Annotated in this window: 18 protein-coding genes and 2 pseudogenes; 13 read left to right on the forward strand and 7 right to left on the reverse strand. The window is 65.9% G+C overall.

Features of this window, described 5'->3' with window-relative positions; translation table 11 throughout:
- Window positions 1–197: 197 nt before the first annotated feature.
- Window positions 198–560: a DUF3509 domain-containing protein gene (locus ACFW0B_RS11870; RefSeq protein WP_449148300.1), complete on the reverse strand. Its 363-nt coding sequence runs from the start codon at window positions 558–560 to the stop codon at window positions 198–200.
- A gap of 335 nt (window positions 561–895) precedes the next feature.
- On the opposite strand from ACFW0B_RS11870, the gene ACFW0B_RS11875 reads away from it, so the two are divergent.
- On the forward strand, window positions 896–1,237 hold the full coding sequence (locus ACFW0B_RS11875) for an FKBP-type peptidyl-prolyl cis-trans isomerase (protein ID WP_449148302.1): 342 nt from the start codon (window positions 896–898) through the stop codon (window positions 1,235–1,237).
- A gap of 286 nt (window positions 1,238–1,523) precedes the next feature.
- Window positions 1,524–2,183: a glutathione S-transferase family protein gene (locus ACFW0B_RS11880; protein WP_449148304.1), complete on the forward strand. Its 660-nt coding sequence runs from the start codon at window positions 1,524–1,526 to the stop codon at window positions 2,181–2,183.
- On the opposite strand, the gene ACFW0B_RS11885 is transcribed toward ACFW0B_RS11880, so the two are convergent.
- Window positions 2,141–3,058, reverse strand: a complete 918-nt coding sequence (locus ACFW0B_RS11885; RefSeq protein WP_449148306.1) for a LysR family transcriptional regulator — start codon at window positions 3,056–3,058, stop codon at window positions 2,141–2,143. The genes ACFW0B_RS11880 and ACFW0B_RS11885 overlap by 43 nt on opposite strands.
- Window positions 3,059–3,155: 97 nt before the next feature.
- On the opposite strand from ACFW0B_RS11885, the gene ACFW0B_RS11890 reads away from it, so the two are divergent.
- The 3 genes from ACFW0B_RS11890 (at window position 3,156) to ACFW0B_RS11900 (ending at window position 5,658) form a co-directional block, all read left to right on the forward strand.
- On the forward strand, window positions 3,156–3,686 hold the full coding sequence (locus tag ACFW0B_RS11890; RefSeq protein WP_190834148.1) for a GNAT family N-acetyltransferase: 531 nt from the start codon (window positions 3,156–3,158) through the stop codon (window positions 3,684–3,686).
- A 1-nt stretch (window position 3,687) separates the two neighbouring features.
- The gene (locus ACFW0B_RS11895) at window positions 3,688–4,836 is read left to right on the forward strand and encodes an MFS transporter (protein WP_449148308.1); all 1,149 of its coding nucleotides are present in this window, start codon (window positions 3,688–3,690) and stop codon (window positions 4,834–4,836) included.
- Window positions 4,837–4,953: 117 nt separating this feature from the next.
- On the forward strand, window positions 4,954–5,658 hold the full coding sequence (locus ACFW0B_RS11900; protein WP_449148310.1) for a glutathione S-transferase N-terminal domain-containing protein: 705 nt from the start codon (window positions 4,954–4,956) through the stop codon (window positions 5,656–5,658).
- A 141-nt stretch (window positions 5,659–5,799) separates the two neighbouring features.
- Here ACFW0B_RS11900 and ACFW0B_RS11905 read toward each other — a convergent pair whose 3' ends face one another.
- Window positions 5,800–6,387, reverse strand: coding sequence for an eCIS core domain-containing protein (locus ACFW0B_RS11905; RefSeq protein ID WP_449148312.1), 588 nt, complete (start codon window positions 6,385–6,387; stop codon window positions 5,800–5,802).
- A gap of 197 nt (window positions 6,388–6,584) precedes the next feature.
- On the opposite strand from ACFW0B_RS11905, the gene ACFW0B_RS11910 reads away from it, so the two are divergent.
- The 6 genes and pseudogenes from ACFW0B_RS11910 to ACFW0B_RS11935 form a co-directional block, all read left to right on the forward strand.
- Complete coding sequence (locus tag ACFW0B_RS11910) at window positions 6,585–7,217, forward strand: hypothetical protein (protein ID WP_449148314.1); 633 nt, start codon at window positions 6,585–6,587, stop codon at window positions 7,215–7,217.
- Window positions 7,218–7,239: 22 nt separating this feature from the next.
- On the forward strand, window positions 7,240–7,851 hold the full coding sequence (locus tag ACFW0B_RS11915) for a helix-turn-helix transcriptional regulator (protein ID WP_449148316.1): 612 nt from the start codon (window positions 7,240–7,242) through the stop codon (window positions 7,849–7,851).
- 104 nt (window positions 7,852–7,955) lie between these two features.
- Window positions 7,956–8,543 (forward strand): annotated as a pseudogene (locus tag ACFW0B_RS11920) (phosphoethanolamine transferase); the annotation flags it as partial.
- Between the two features lie 82 nt (window positions 8,544–8,625).
- Complete coding sequence (locus ACFW0B_RS11925) at window positions 8,626–9,321, forward strand: class I SAM-dependent methyltransferase (RefSeq protein WP_449148318.1); 696 nt, start codon at window positions 8,626–8,628, stop codon at window positions 9,319–9,321.
- A 15-nt stretch (window positions 9,322–9,336) separates the two neighbouring features.
- Window positions 9,337–10,278 (forward strand): hypothetical protein, encoded by a 942-nt coding sequence (locus ACFW0B_RS11930; RefSeq protein ID WP_449148320.1) that lies wholly within the window; start codon window positions 9,337–9,339, stop codon window positions 10,276–10,278.
- 15 nt (window positions 10,279–10,293) lie between these two features.
- Window positions 10,294–10,383 (forward strand): annotated as a pseudogene (locus ACFW0B_RS11935) (hypothetical protein); the annotation flags it as partial.
- Window positions 10,384–10,420: 37 nt separating this feature from the next.
- Here ACFW0B_RS11935 and ACFW0B_RS11940 read toward each other — a convergent pair.
- Complete coding sequence (locus tag ACFW0B_RS11940) at window positions 10,421–10,561, reverse strand: hypothetical protein (protein WP_449148514.1); 141 nt, start codon at window positions 10,559–10,561, stop codon at window positions 10,421–10,423.
- On the opposite strand from ACFW0B_RS11940, the gene ACFW0B_RS11945 reads away from it, so the two are divergent.
- Complete coding sequence (locus ACFW0B_RS11945; protein WP_449148322.1) at window positions 10,562–11,245, forward strand: response regulator transcription factor; 684 nt, start codon at window positions 10,562–10,564, stop codon at window positions 11,243–11,245.
- A gap of 272 nt (window positions 11,246–11,517) precedes the next feature.
- Window positions 11,518–12,699 carry an MFS transporter gene (locus ACFW0B_RS11950; RefSeq protein WP_449148324.1) on the forward strand — a complete coding sequence of 394 codons (1,182 nt, stop codon included), beginning with the start codon at window positions 11,518–11,520 and terminating at the stop codon, window positions 12,697–12,699.
- Here the strand turns inward: ACFW0B_RS11950 and ACFW0B_RS11955 are convergent.
- The 3 genes from ACFW0B_RS11955 to ACFW0B_RS11965 all read right to left on the reverse strand — a co-directional run bounded on the left by ACFW0B_RS11955 (window position 12,696) and on the right by ACFW0B_RS11965 (window position 15,654).
- Window positions 12,696–13,625 (reverse strand): LysR family transcriptional regulator, encoded by a 930-nt coding sequence (locus tag ACFW0B_RS11955; protein ID WP_449148326.1) that lies wholly within the window; start codon window positions 13,623–13,625, stop codon window positions 12,696–12,698. The genes ACFW0B_RS11950 and ACFW0B_RS11955 overlap by 4 nt on opposite strands.
- Window positions 13,626–13,774: 149 nt before the next feature.
- The gene (locus ACFW0B_RS11960; RefSeq protein WP_449148328.1) at window positions 13,775–14,791 is read right to left on the reverse strand and encodes a branched-chain amino acid ABC transporter permease; all 1,017 of its coding nucleotides are present in this window, start codon (window positions 14,789–14,791) and stop codon (window positions 13,775–13,777) included.
- The gene (locus ACFW0B_RS11965) at window positions 14,791–15,654 is read right to left on the reverse strand and encodes a branched-chain amino acid ABC transporter permease (protein ID WP_449148330.1); all 864 of its coding nucleotides are present in this window, start codon (window positions 15,652–15,654) and stop codon (window positions 14,791–14,793) included. The genes ACFW0B_RS11960 and ACFW0B_RS11965 overlap by 1 nt, the downstream gene beginning before the upstream one ends.
- Window position 15,655: the final 1 nt, after the last annotated feature.

A 15,655-nucleotide genomic window follows, 5' to 3' on the forward strand; every position in this document is an offset into this window, starting at 1 on the left:
CTTGGACTGGTGTCGATACTGGATACGATCACTCGGCTTAGCCGTATGACCTGAACCGCCGTATACGGAACCGTACGTACGGTGGTGTGAGAGGACGGAGGCCGCGAGGCCTCCTCCTACTCGATTTTAGCGTCGTCCCGATTCCAGACGACGCCAGCACCCTGCGCGCCCAAGGTGTCTGGGCCGGCTGATGGCCCTCAGCGCGCCTGCGTCCGGCGGCTCTGTTGCTCGAGCGCTTGCTTGCGCCGCGCCACCAGGGTCTTGGCTGCGGTCAGATGAACGGGACCGCCCTGATAGGTGGGCAGGTCGCGGGACACCCAATCGATGCCCTTGTCGTGCCAGTGAGCTTCCCCGGCTTCCAGCTTCAAGTCCCGCTGCAGCTCGTGGATCACCTGGCGCACGCGCTCGTCACTGTAGAAGGCCGCGCTGTCGATGGCCTTGCATACCGGCTTGCCATCCCGTCCCACCAGGGTGAGCAACAGCGAACCATCGGGACGCAGCTGGACGGTTACCTGATGCTGCGGGAAGGCATCGTAAAAGGCAGTGAATGGCAGCTTCATCCGGAACTCTCCTGTCTGCTTGTCGCCTCCCGGTTTCTAGCGAAGGCCGTGCCCAAACCTGTGTTTCCGGAGATTTCCTTGGCAATCAGCCACATGGATGCGGGGTCCGCCATGGGCGGCGGGGAATCTGCACGATTGCCCCGCATCGAGTCATGCACAATGCCCGAAACCGGATTGCGAAAAGTCATGGCGACCCCGTCCACGGCTGACGCACCAGTTGCCAGGGCGCCCGATTCCTGCGAAAAGGCTGCCCGCGACCGTCACAGGCAAAGCCGGTGACTCATGACCACGTCCGCAAGGGCTGGTTTTCCACGTTCAAATCAAGGAGCACACCCATGGGTGACGAACTGCAGATAACCGATATCCAGCTGGGCGACGGCAAGGAAGTGGTCAAGGGCGCCCTGATCACCACGCAGTACCGGGGCACGCTGGAGGACGGCACCGAGTTCGACTCCTCCTACAGCCGTGGCAAGCCCTTCCAGTGCGTGATCGGTACCGGCCGCGTGATCAAGGGCTGGGACATAGGCCTCATGGGGATGAAAGTCGGCGGCAAGCGCAAGCTCTACGTCCCCGCGCATCTGGCCTACGGCGAACGCCAGGTGGGGGCCCATATCAAGCCCAACTCCAACCTGCTGTTCGAGATCGAACTGCTGGAAGTCCTGACCCGCGACGATTGATCCCCCGCCGCGACCAGGAGCAGGTGCGCGCGGCGCACCCTACCAGGTCAGCGCCGTGCGCCCTGGCTAACTGTAGGGTGCGCCATGCGCACCGCCTTGCACCGTGCCCGGGACGCTCGCAGGGCGGCAGGAGAGCCGGTGTCAGCTACCCTGCAATGCATCTCTGCGTGCGAGCGGCCGGTCGAGCCGAACGTCCGGCTACTCCAGATAAACGATGGAGCGGCTGTCGATTTCGTCGCGCGACAATCGACCAGTCAGCGAATCCGAACCTTCACAGGAGTCGCCCATGTCCCTGCAACTGTTCGCCCACCCCTTTTCCTCCTACTGCCAGAAAGTGCTGATCGCGCTCTACGAGAATGACGTTGCGTTCCGCATGCGCCTGCTTTCGCCGGACGACCCGGCCACCTTCGAGGAATTCCAGCGGCTCTGGCCAATGCAGCGCTTCCCCCTGCTGCTTGACGACGAGCGGGCGGTGATGGAGTCGAGCATCATCATCGAATACCTGCAGCGGCATCATGCCGGGCCGGTGAGGCTGATCCCCGAGGCAGCGGACGCGGCGCTGGAGGTGCGGATGCTCGATCGCTTCTTCGATTGCTACGTGATGACGCCGATGCAGAAACCAGTGGCCGACCGCCTGCGCCCGGAAGGCCAGCGCGACGAATACGGCGTGGACGAAGCGAAGCGCCAGCTGGAGCGCGGCTACGCCTGGCTCGACGAAAAGCTCGCGGGCCGTACCTGGGCCGCCGGCGAATCCTTCAGCCTGGCCGACTGCGCGGCGGCGCCTTCGCTGTTCTATGCCGACTGGGTGCATCCGATCGATGGCGCCTTCGGCAACCTGCGTGCCTATCGGCAACGCCTGCTGGCCCGCCCCTCCGTCGCCCGCGCGGTGGACGAAGCGCGTCCCTACCGGCCACTGTTCCCGCTGGGCGCACCGGATCGCGACTGAGCCAGCCCTTCCAGGGCTTCCACCACCTTGCGCAACCCCGCACCCACGGGCTTGTCCTGACGCAGCACCAGCCCCAGGGTGCGCGACAGATCCGGGGCCAGGGGGCGGACTTCCAGGCCTCGCCGATGGTGCGCCGCCTTGACCGCCATGCTCGGCACGATGCTGCAGCCGAGCCCCGCCGCCACCATTTCCTTGATGGCCTCGATGCTGCCCAGCTCCATCACCACCCGTGGGCGCAGGCCGGCCTGAAGGAACCAGTCGTCGATCAGCAGGCGCGTACTGCTGCCCGGTTCGAAGAGCACCAGCGGACGTTCCGCAAGATCCCGGGGCGAGATCTGCGCGGACAACGCCCCGGCCGCCGAGATGGCGACGAAGTCGTCTCGCAGCAACGGCTGCACATGCAGGTTGCGGCCCGCCGCCGGTAGCGTCACCAGGCCGATATCCAGGCGGTTCTCGATCACCGCAGCGACCACGTCGTCGGTATTGCCGGTACTGACACGGATATCCAGCGCCGGAAAACGTCGGCGCATGTCCTTCAGCAAGGGCGGCAACAAGTGGATGCAAGCCGTGGCACCCGTGCCGATGGCCACCTGCCCGGCCACGCCCAGGGCATGGCTGGACATGTCCTGCAGCGCCTCTTCCACCAGATCGTCGATGCGCCGGGCATGCTCCAGCAGCCGCTCACCTGCGGAGGTGGCCTTGAGCCGCTTGCCGACGCGCTCGATCAGGCGCACGTTCAAACGGTGCTCCAGCTGGCGGATCTGCAGGCTGACCGCCGGCTGCGTCAGGCCGAGGCGCTCCGCAGCGGCAGAAAAGCTCCCGGCGGTGATGACCTCGATGAAGGTGTGCAATTGGTCCAGGTTGAGGCGGCGCATATCAAAGTTTCACTTATGCATCGAATAACATTTGAAAGCTTCACTAAGACTACGGCCAGCCCCATCATTTCGCCATCCGTTGCCGATGGGCCAAACCATGAATCCGATCCTCCTGCGTGACGCCACCCCCGCCGACCTCCCGGCCATCCAGTCCATCTATGCACCCCACGTGCTCCACGGTTCGGCCAGCTTCGAGATGGAAGTCCCGGACCTGAACGAGCTGGGCGTGCGATTGGCCAGGGTGCGGGAAGCGCGCCTGCCGTATCTGGTGGCTGAGCTGGATGGCGAAGTCGTGGGCTACGGCTACGCCGCGCCCTATCGCCCGCGCCCGGCCTACCGCTTCACGGCGGAAGACTCGGTCTATGTGCGCGACGGCCTGGAAGGGCGCGGTATCGGCCGGCTGCTGCTGGAGCGGCTGATCCAGCGCTGCGAGCAGCAGGGTTACCGGCAGATGATCGCCATGGTCGGCGACAGCGGGAACCTGGCCTCCGTGGGCCTGCACGAACACCTGGGCTTTCGCCGCGTCGGCGTGCTGGAAAACGTCGGTTTCAAACATGGCCGCTGGCTCGATTGCGTGATCCTGCAACGGGCTCTGGGCGAAGGCGCCGGCACCCTCCCCGGTCAATGACATGTCATCGCTGGTCCTGCGCTTGGGCCTGGCCCAACTGATCAACTGGGGCGTTTCCTTCTACCTGCCCGGCGCATTCGCGTCCGCCATCCTCCGCGATACCCATTGGCCGGCCACCCTGGTCCACGGTGGGCTCTCCATCGCCCTGCTGGTCATGGCGCTGGTGTCACCCCTGAGCTGGCGTTGGATCGACCGCTTCGGCGGGCGCCGGGTGATGTGCGCCGGCAGCCTGCTGAACGCAGCCGGTTGCCTGTTGCTCGCTACCAGCACCACACCGGTTCATTACCTCGCCGCCTGGCTGGTGCTCGGTGTGGGCATGCGCCTGTCGCTCTACGACGCCGCCTTCGCCACCCTGGCCGCGATCCTCGGGCAGGACGCGCGCCGGGCGATGGTGCAGATCACCCTGTTCGGCGGGCTGGCCACCAGTCTGTTCTGGCCCCTGGGAAGCTGGCTGGCCGATAGCTTCGGCTGGCGCACGGGCCTTGCCTGCTTCGCCACTTTCGCCATGCTCGGCTGGACCTTGCTGCTGGGACTGCCGCAAATGGCCCGAGTGAGCCCGGCGGGAACGACTCGGAGCGTTGCCATCGACCTGCCTCGCCGCCCGGCGCTGCTCTATGGGCTGGCCATGGCGCTGATCGCCTTTCTCGCGTCGGGCCTGTCCGCACACCTGACCGGGCTGCTGGCCGGCCACGGCTTGCCCATCGCCCTCGCCGCGCTCTGGGGGATCGGCCAGGTGGCTGCGCGATTGGTGGAAAGTCTGCAGACGAGGCCCATTCCGGCGCTGCGTCTCAACCTCTGGGTGGGCGTCGCCCTGCCGGCCTGTTTCACCCTGGGCCTGGCGGGGCTCGGTTCGGCGCCGCTGGCTGGGCTCTTCGTACTGGCCTATGGCGCCCTCAACGGCCTGGCGACCCTGCTCCGCGCCAGCCTGCCACTGGAGCTGTTCGCCAACGACGCCTATGCCAGTGCCCTGGGACGCCTGCTCGCACCAGCCTTCGTCCTCGCCGCCGTGGCGCCCTGGGCGTATGCGCTGCTGCGCACCCGGGCCGGCGACCTCGCCATGCTCTGGCTTTCCCTGGCCATTGCCCTGGGCGTCATGCTGACGGCGCTCGCGCTATATCGAGTACCGGGAGTCGAACTCGCCGAGAAGTGAACCGCGATGAATCGCCGCGTCAGTGGGAAGGACTGTTCTGCCATCGGAGCCTTTCGCCAAGTGGCCGCTGGCAGGTAAGGTGGCCCATCCGCTCCTCGATCTGAACAGGATGTCCCCATGAATGATCTGTCGGCTTTCACCATTACCCGCAAATGGCCCGCGACCCAACCTGACCGCCTGCAGCTCTATTCCCTGCCGACGCCCAACGGCGTCAAGGTCTCGATCATGCTGGAAGAGACCGGCCTGCCCTACGAGCCGCACCTGGTGAGCTTCGAGAGCAACGACCAAATGTCGCCGGAATTCCTCTCCCTCAACCCGAACAACAAGATTCCCGCGATCATCGACCCCAAGGGGCCTGACGGCCGCCCGCTGCCGCTGTTCGAGTCCGGCGCCATCCTCATCTACCTGGCGGAGAAGACCGGCCAGCTGATCCCGCAGGACGCCGCCGGCCGCTACGAATGCATCCAGTGGCTGATGTTCCAGATGGGCGGCATCGGCCCGATGTTCGGCCAGCTCGGCTTCTTCAACAAATTCGCCGGCAAGGATTACGAGGATAAGCGCCCCCGCGACCGCTACGTGCAGGAGTCCGCGCGCCTGCTGGCGGTGCTCGACCAGCGCCTGGAAGGCCGCGACTGGATCATGGGCCAGCAATACAGCATCGCCGACATCGCCATCTTCCCCTGGGTGCGCAACCTGATCGGCTTCTACGAAGCGGGCGAACTGGTGCAGTTCGAGCGTTTCACCAATGTGCAGCGCGTGCTGGATGCCTTCCTGTCGCGCCCGGCGGTGATACGCGGCCTGGCAATTCCGAAGCGGGATTGAAGCAAGCGGGTTTTCCTGTGGGGGCGAAATCATTCGCTAAGCAGTTCGAGGACTGCCCGTCGATCTTGCAGGGGCTGCTGTGCAGCCCTTAGCGATTGAAATCGCCCCCACAAGAGCGGCATTAAGTCCGAGTACGCTCCATTACTCGCCCTTCCCCCGCAAGTCCTTCGTCACCCTGGACTGCATCTCGTAGGCCGGTTCCTCCACCGCGTCGGCGTCCTCGGTATAGCGCCTGGCGAACTCCTCCACGCCCCATTCCCGGTACTGCTGCACGTGCTTGAGCTCGTGGGCCCAGAGCGCCACGTCGTGCAACGCGCCTTCCTCGTAGCGGAAGAGAATGATGTCCACCAGGGTGACGGCCTTGGTATCCGGGTCATTGAGCATCGCGGCGGCAGTTCCCAGTTCGCTGCGATCGCCCACGCGATAGCGCACCGCATCCAGCACGGCGGCGTCGTAGTAGCGCGTCAGCTGGCGGCGAATCTCGGGCGGTATCGGTTGCACGCCGGCGGCTTCGGCATCGGCGCGCGCCTGCACCAGCCAATGCTGCATGGCCCCCGCCACCACACGGATCACTTCGTCCGGCAACGGCCCCAACACCTGGCGGGTATCCGGTACGCAAATGCAGTAAGTGACACAGACTTCGAACTCACCGGGCGGGCAGACCTGGGCCGTCGCCCCCAGGCAGCAGGTTGCCAACGCCACCATCACCCTCGAAGCCCAGCCAGCCATTCGCCCCTCCCCTGCAGGCTCGCCCCTGCAATGAATCAGACCTTGCACTGCAACGGATGTCGCCAGCCGCCCGGCGAACGGCTCCGTATCCCGCGAACCGGAGCCCTGCCGACGTACGGACCCAACAAAAACAATAATGGCATTTTTTTATGCTTTAATTGATCTTGTAGGACAATCCGCAACGCGAGGATCCCGTCATGAACTTCAGGACACTGGCCTTACTGCTACTTGTCACGCTCGCCCAACCCCTCTGGACCCAGGCCGCCGAGGAGCCGGCCCAGGTCAGCGGCGACAGCCCCGCTCTGACCACTCGCCTGGCGCTGCGCGACCTCTGGGTGGAACACATCTTCTGGACCAGGAATTACGCCTTCGCCAACCAGCAGCACCAGAAGAAGGAAGCCGAGGCAGCCGCCACCGAAGTGGTCGCCAACGCCAAGTCCATCGCCAACAGCATCGCCCCGCTCTACGGCCAGCCGGCGGCTGACCAGTTGCTGGAACTGCTGGCCGGCCACTGGAGCGCCGTGAAGCATTACAGCGATGCCAGCGTGGCCAAGGATGCCGACGGCAAGAAGGCCGCCGTCAACGACATGACCCGCAATGCCCAGGGCATCGCCAAATTCCTCTCCAGCGCCAACCCCAACCTGCCGGAAGATGCGCTTGTGAGCATGCTGGGCGCCCACGGTGGGCACCACGTGGCCCAGATGGATGCCCTGGCCAAAAGTGACTTCGCGGGCGAAGCCAAGAACTGGGCAGCGATGCGTCAACACATGCTGGTTCTGGCCGACACACTGGCGGCGGCACTGGTCAAGCAGTTCCCGGACAAGTTCTGAGCTAGGTCAAGGGGGGAGTCGAATGCTGCAAGGAATGGGACGTACACAACAGGACCTGCTCGGTGCCCTGCTCTACCAGCCGGGCGGCATGAGCATCGACGAACTCGCCAACCACCTGGCGGTGACCCGCACGGCGATCCGCCAGCACCTGGCCGCACTGGAGCGCGACGGGCTGATCCTGCGGGGCGAAACGCGGCCCACCGGCCGCCGCCCCGAGCAGCTCTACCTGCTCAGCCCGCGCGGCCGGGAGCTTTTTCCCCGCCAGTACCAACTGCTGGCCGACCTGCTAATCGGCGAAGTGGCCGGGCTCATCGGTCGTGATGCGCTGATCCAGCTCATGCGTGGCCTCGGCGGTCGTCTGGCCGGCGAGCTGGAAACACAGGTCGTCGACGAGGCACGCATCGCCCAGCACATGCACGCAACCGGCTACGAGGCCGAGGTGTTCTACCGCTCTGGTGGTGAGGCAGAAATCGTCGCCCACAACTGCGTCTTCCATCACCTGGCGGCCACCCACCCGGAAGTCTGCGAACTGGACCTGGCGCTCATCGGAACCCTGGGAGGCGGTGAGGTGGAGCACGCCGAATGCATGGTCCGCCACGGCCAGGTCTGCCGTTTCCGCATCAAGCGCAAATGAGCTACCCCATGTCGGCTGGACACCCGCAGGGCAGACCTGCGGCCTGCCTGGCGATTGAAATCACCCCCCACAGGTAAAGCGCCACCTGCACTCCCTATGGGGGCGTAATCGATCAGCTCAAGGACGACTCCGTGCTGGTCCTGCACCAGATGGGCAGCCACGGCCCGGAATACTCCAAGCGTTATCCCAGGCGCTTCGAGAAGTTCACCCCGGTGTGTACCAGCAATGCGCTCAATCAGTGCAGCAAGCAAAGCATCGTCAATGCCTACGACAACACCCTGGTCTACACCGACTACGTGCTGTCGAGCCTGATCGACCTGCTGCGCAAGAACCAGGACAAGGTCAACACCGCCATGCTCTATATCGCCGACCATGGCGAATCCCTCGGCGAGTACAACCTCTTCCTCCATGGCACGCCTTACCTGCTGGCCCCGCCCCAGCAGAAGCACGTGCCCCTGCTCACCTGATTCTCCGAGAGCTACCGCAAGGACTTCGCCCTCGACACGGCCTGCCTGGGCAGGCAACGGGACAAGCCGCTGAGCCAGGACAACCTCTTCCACTCCATGCCGGGCCTGCTGCAGCTGCAGACCGGGGAATACCAGGAAGACCTGGACCTGTTCACCCCTGCCGCACCGGGACTACGGTCGAGTCCGACACCTAGGTCCGGCGCTCGCCACGCAGTCGCGCCATGACATTTTTTTCACGGACTTTTGACTTCGCCACGACAGCCCGCCCACTACCTTCAATGGATTCCTGTACGGACCCGGTGCCCGCATGCCACAACCTCAGCCCAAGCCTTTCGAGCTGGACAGTTCCGGCGAACACGATCACGCGCACGCCGAACTTCCTCCGCGGCCACGACGCAACAGTCTGACCCGGCGCCTGGCCGACTGGCGCGAAGACTTCATGGTGCGGCACGCCCTGCGCATCGCCGGGGAGCCGAACCTGGTGCTCGACCTGCCCTGTGGCAGCGGCCGCTTCTGGCCGACCCTGACCCGTCACCCCAATCGCCTGGTGCTGGCAGCCGATGATCCGCCCCCTCGGTTCGACTGCCCCCACGCCAACAGGCCCGTGGAGATTGTCGAGCGCATCTGCGAGGTGCATACCCCCGCCTTTGCTATCGACCTCGGCGAGAACGCCGTGGACGCCATCTTCTGCATGCGTTTCCTGCATCGGCTGGACGGCGCGGACCGACGCCTGGAAATACTGCGGGAGTTCCACCGGATCACCCGCGACACCCTGATCGCTTCCCTTTGGGTGGACGGCAATTACCAGGCCTGGAGACGCAAACGCATGGAGCAGCGGCGCAACCCCAATGGCCTCGGCGGGCGCCGACCCGGCCGCTTCGTGGTGCCACGCGCACAGATCGAGCGCGAGTTCCACAGCGTCGGCTTCGACATCCTTTCCCACCTGGACCTGTTGCCCGGCTTCGCCATGTGGCGGGTTTACGTCCTGCGCAAGACGTCCTGAGCCAAGGAGCTTTTCGTGTCTGCAGATTCCGCCTCGATTCCCTACCGCCGTTCCCCCATCCGCAAGCGGCCACGCCCCGGAACGCAGCTGCTGATGCTGCTCCACCGGAGCGTCGCGCGCTGGCTGCTGACGGGTGTCGCCCTGCTCCTGCTGACAGGTGCCGGTGTCCCCGCCTGGTACCACCTCTACCCGGCCACCGCCGCCGAAGGCTGGCGCTACAAGGTGCAACTGGACGCCATCGAGCGGGTCAGCGCACTACTGCCGGACGGCCAGGGCGGCCTGTACCTCAGCCAGGAGATTCAGGATGGCAAGGGCAGGATTCTCCGTACCGGGCCGGACGACCAGCACCTCGTGGTGGAAACGGGCCTGTCCAAACCCGACGGCATGGTGAGCTATCGCGGCGGTGTCGCCTTCAGCCAGGAACAGGGCGAACACCCGGTGTCGTGGCTGAACGACCAGGGCACCCGGCAGTTGTTCAGCGCTGACAGCGTCGAAGGGCTGGCCACCGACGGCCACTACCTCTACGCCATCGAGGACCTGCACAAGAACGGCCGGCTGCTGCGCTACGACCCGGAAACCGACAGCGTGACCACCCTGCGCAACGGACTGGACGAGGCCGAGGCAATCGCCTCCTGCCCCGACGGCCGGATGTTCTACACCGAGAAGAACCTCGGCCACGTTCGCCAGCTTGGCGCCGACGGTCGCGATCCCGTGGTCCTCGACGGCCTGCGGGAACCCGGTTTCATGCTCTGCAACCGCGAAGGCCTGTGGATCACCGAAGACGCCACCCACATGGCGCGCGTCCTGCTGCTGGATAACCGGGGCGGCCTGAATGTCGTGCTGTCCCACCTGCGCTCACCGCAGACCATCGTCGAGACCGCTCCGGGCCGTTACCTGGTGGCCGAGCAGGGGCGTAACCGGGTGCTGGAACTGACGCGACAGGAAGATCGCCGCTGAACGGGATTTGCAGAGATGGCCTGCAACGCCGCCCACCAGTGCATCTTCAACGCCAGGGCGCGCCTGGGCCAGGCCGAGGGCCTGACCCGCGATGACGCAGGCAACCTGCAGGTGGTGAGCGGGCCGAACCTGTTCTGCCGCTTCAGGAGGTACTGGCCGGCAACGCAGCGTCCGCCTCCAGCGGCGCGGGTCGATAGAGCACCAGGCGGTAGCAGACCAGGCTGATCAGCCAGTCGAGCAACAAGGTCGAGACGTTATGAGAGTGGGCAAGAGGGGGCAACACGTGCGCTTACTGATCATCGAAGACAACCGCGACATCCTCGCCAACCTGCTGGACTACCTCCAGCTCAAGGGCTATGGCGTCGACTGCGCCCGGGACGGCCTCTCGGGCCTGCACCTGGCGACCACCCAGCACTACGACCTGATCGTGCTGGACATCATGCTGCCCGGCATCGACGGCCTGCAGCTGTGCAAGCGCCTGCGCCAGGAAGCGCGCCGCGATACGCCGATCATCATGCTCACCGCCCGAGACACCCTGGAGGACCGCCTGACCGGGCTCAGGTCCGGTGCCGACGATTACCTGGTCAAGCCCTTCGCCCTGTCCGAACTGGTGGCCCGCATCGAGGCCGTGGTGCGGCGCAGTCACGGCGGGAGCAAGCGCCGGCTGCAAGTGGCCGACCTCAGCTACGACCTCGACACACTCGAAGCGATCCGCGCGGGCCGGATCATCAAACTCCACCCCCTCGGCCACAAACTGCTCACCACCCTGATGCGCAGGAGCCCCGCCGTGGTCCGCCGCGAAGTGCTGGAAGAAGCCCTGTGGGGCGACAACTTCCCGGACAGCGACAGCCTGCGCAGCCATATCCACCAGTTGCGCCAGGCCCTCGACAAACCCTTCCCGCGCCCGCTGCTGCACACCATCCATGGTATCGGCTACCGGCTGGTGGACTTGGAAGAACGGGACTGATGCGTGATTCAAAAGCCAGTTCGTTGGATGGCGCGCTTTACATGCACCAGCGGCGTCCAGCCGAACCTTGCATGGTGGATCGATGAAGCGTGATCCACCCATCGGGCCGGCTTTTCTGTGGGGGCGAATTCATTCGCAAAGGGGAGCGCAGCTTCCCCCTTCAAAACCATCGGGCGAACCTTCGGTCCGCAAGGCGATTGAAATCGCCTCCACAGGTTCGCGATCCCCTTCTTGCCTAACCTGATATCAGCCGCCCCCCACAGGACAGGGACATGCCCGCTGCCACAACCACCTCCCGCATCCCGCGCACGGTCTGGGCGCTGGGTTTCGTCAGCCTGTTCATGGACCTTTCCTCCGAGCTGGTGCATGCCCTGCTGCCGCTGTACCTGGTGGGCAGCCTGGGGGCCAGCATGCTGGCGGTGGGGTTGATCGAAGGCCTGGCCGAAGCCACCGCCCTGGTGATCAAGGTGTTCTCCGGGGCCATCAGCGACTACCTGGGCAAGCGCAAGGGGCTGCTGCTGTTCGGCTACGGCCTGGCGGCCCTGAGCAAACCCCTCTTCCCCCTTGCCGGTTCCGCCGACCAGGTGCTGCTCGCGCGCCTGCTGGACCGGGTCGGCAAGGGTATCCGTGGCGCACCGCGGGATGCGCTGGTGGCCGATATCGCGCCACCGGAAATCCGTGGTGCCTGCTTCGGCCTGCGCCAGGCCATGGACACCGCCGGTGCCTTCCTCGGGCCGTTACTGGCGATCCTGCTGATGACGCTGCTGGCCGGCAATATCCGTCTGGTGCTCTGGTTCGCGGTGCTGCCGGCGCTGGTTTGCGTGGCCTGCATCCTGGTCGGGGTGAAGGAACCCGACGCTGCCCGGCCTTCCCGGCCGTTGCGTTCGCCGGTGCACTTCGGTGCCTGGCGCAGCTTTCCCGCCGCCTACTGGTGGGTGGTGGGCCTGGGCGCCCTGTTCGGCCTGGCCCGCTTCAGCGAAGCCTTTCTGGTGCTGCGGGCGCAGGACGCCGGTTTTTCCACCACCTGGGTTCCCCTGGTGATGGTGGTGATGGCGGGCTTCTACATGCTCTCGGCCTACCCGGCCGGCAAACTCTCGGACCGTGCCAGCCCGACAGGGTTGCTGGCCTTCTCCCTGGTGCTGCTGATCGTCGCCGACCTGCTGCTGGCCCGTGCCGACGCCCCTGCCCTGCTGCTGGCCGGTGTCGCCTTCTGGGGCCTGCACATGGGTTTCAGCCAGGGCATTCTCGCGGCCCTGGTGGCGGAAACCACCCCGGCGGACCTCAAGGGCAGCGCGTTCGGCCTGTTCAACCTGGCCAGCGGCGCCGCCCTGCTGCTGGCCAGCGTGCTGGCGGGCTGGCTGTGGCAGAGCCTGGGCGCGGCCAGCACCTTCCTCGCCGGCGCCGCCTTCTGCATGGCGACGCTCCTGCTGCTGGCCCTGCGCCGGCGCGGCTAGGGCTGCACCCAGCCTTTTTCGAGCAGTGGCCGGTCCCAGGCCGGTTCCTCGCTGATGCGTTCCACCAGGAACTCGATCAGGGTGCGCACCTTCAGCGCCCGGCGCTGGGTGGCCGGGTATACGGCGGAGAAGTTGAAGGAGGTCAGCGAGTAGTCGGTAAGCACCGGCAGCAGGCGGCCGTCCAGCAGGTCGGCGCTGGCTGCGAGAGTGGGCAGGCAGACCACGCAGGCGCCGGTGATGGCGTAATCCCGCAGCAGGTGCACGGAGTTGGAGCGCACCTGTCCGGTGAGGTTGAGTTCCACCGGGTCGATGCCGTTGAACACCCACTTGTTGCGCGATGGATAGCCCTCGTAGAGCGCTACCTTGTGCGCCTGCAGGTCCGCAGGCACCTCGGGCGCGCCGTGGCGCTCCAGGTATTGCGGTGATGCGCAGAACAGCCGGCGCACGGAAAACAACTTGCGCTCGATCAGCGATTCGGCCAGCGGCGGAAACATCTGGAAGGCCACGTCGAAGCCTTCTTCGATCGGGTCCACCACCCGGTCGTTGACGATCACATCCACCTCGATATCCGGGTACAGCCCGGTGAACTCCGCCAGCAGCGCGCCAAAATGGCCGAGGGCGAAACCCGGCAGCATCTGGATGCGCAGCTTGCCGCTGGGCTTGGCGCGCAGGTCGCGCATCTGCTCGGTGAGGCTGTTGAAGCTGGCCACCATGTCGGCGCATTCCTTGTAGTAGGTCTCCCCCACTTCCGAGAGCCGCACATGGCGGGTGCTGCGGTGGAACAGCGGCGCGCTGATGTATTCCTCCAGCTGCTGGATGCGGTGGCTGATGACCGAACGGGTCACCCCCAACTGCTGGGCGGCCCGGGCGAAGTTGCCGGTTTCCGCGACGCGGACGAAAGCTTCGATGCTGAGCAGGCGGTCCATGTTGTTTTCCGTTACTGGCAATGACTTGCAGGATAGAAACATGTGGGGGCGAATTCATTCGCTAAGGGGCGCGAAGCGCCCCCCAAAAGGCAGTCCTTCGGACTGCATAGCGAATGAATTCGCCTCCACAAGAGCAGCTCCATTCGCCCCTAGCTACCGACCAACCTCCGCTGCATCGGGAACAACTGCCAGCCCAGCCGCTCGCTCACCAGTCCCCACACGCCCTGGGGCGCTTTCAGCATCATCACCACCGCCACGCTGCCGAGGATGATCATGTACAGCGCGCCGAACTCGGCGAAGCAGCTGCGCAGCGCGAAGTAGATCAGGGTGCCGATCAGCGGGCCTTCCAGGGTGCCGATGCCGCCGATGATGACGATGAAGATCACCGCCGCGGTCCAGTCCTGCACGCTGAAGGCGGCGTCCGGGGAGATGCGTAGCTTCTGCAGGAAGATCAGCGCGCCGACCACGCCGGTGCAGCCGGCCGCCAGTACGTAGACCATCAGCTTGGTGCGGAACACATTGACGCCCAGACTGCCGGATGCCGGCTCCGAATCACGGATGGCGGTCAGCGCCAGGCCCTGGCGCGAGCGCAGCAGCAGGTAGACCAGCAGCACCGCGCCAACGGCGATGGCCAGGGCGCTGAAGTACAGCAGCATCTCGCGACCATCCCGGCTGCTGCCGATCTGCCGCACGATGGACGCCGGCAGGCTCTGCCCGGAACCGCCGCCCAGGCTGCCGACCTGCGCCAACCCGAGGCGGAACACCTCGGCCACCACCCAGGTGCCGATGGCGAAATAGGCACCGCGCAGGCGGAACAGCACCAGCGCCGTGGGCACTGCCAGCACAGCCACCACCAGTCCGGAGAGGAATACCGCCGCCAGCGGCGGCACGCCCAGTTGCGAGGCCAGTACGAACAGCAGGTAACCGCCCAGGCCAACGAAGGCCTGCTGGCCCACGGAAACCATGCCGGCGTAACCAGCCAGCAGGTTCCACATCTGCGCCAGGGCCAGGTAGTAGGCGAACTCCACCACCAGGCGCAGCACTGCGCGATCGGCCCAGAACGGCAGGGACGCCAGCAGCAGGACCAGCACGCCCAGCAGCGCCAGGCCCACCTGGCTGCTGCGGGTGGCGCGCTGGACGAGGTAGGCATTGTTCATCGCATTCATCAGTCGACACTCCGGGGGAACAGGCCGCGCGGGCGGAATACCAGGATCAGCAGGAACACCAGGTGGCCGGCGAGGATCTGCCAGCCCGGGTCGATGCGTGCGCCGACGGCCTGGGCGACACCGAGGATCACCCCGCCGACCAGGGTGCCCCAGAGGCTGCCGAGGCCGCCGATGATCACCGCCTCGAAACCGTAGAGCAGGCGCGCCGGGCCGACGCTGGGGTCGAAGCTGGTACGCACCGCGAGGAACACCCCGGCGATGGACACCACCGCCATCGCCAGGGCCATGGCCAGGCCGAAGATGTGGCGGTTGTCGATGCCCATCAGTTGCGCGGTGGACTGGTCGTCCGAGGTGGCGCGGAAGGCGCGGCCCAGGCGGGTCTTGTAGAACAAGAGCTGCAAGCCGCCGATCACCGCCAGGGCGCAGCCGAATACCAGCAGCGGCATCACGCCGAGGCTGAGGCCACCCACGGCGACACTGGCCACTTCCAGGTCGCCCTGGGAGAGCTTCCGGCTGTCGGCGCTGAAGAACTCCAACAGCAGGTTCTGCAGGATGATCGACAGCCCGAAGGTCACCAGCAGCGGCGGCAGGATGTCGTTGCCGAGGGTGCGGTTGAGCAGCTGCCGCTGCAGGCCGTAGCCGACCACGAACATCACCGGCACCACCAGCGCCAGGCTGGCCAGCGGCGACAGGCCGAGCACTTCCACCACCACCAGGGCCAGGTAGGACGCCAGCACGATGAAGTCGCCGTGGGCGATGTTGACCAGGCGCATGATGCCGAACATCAGCGACAGGCCGACCGCGAACATGGCGTAGAGACCGCCGAGCAGCGTGCCTTGCACCAGGGTATTGAGCCATTCCATC

Source organism: Metapseudomonas phytobenefica (assembly GCF_043392685.1).
Classification (GTDB): domain Bacteria; phylum Pseudomonadota; class Gammaproteobacteria; order Pseudomonadales; family Pseudomonadaceae; genus Metapseudomonas.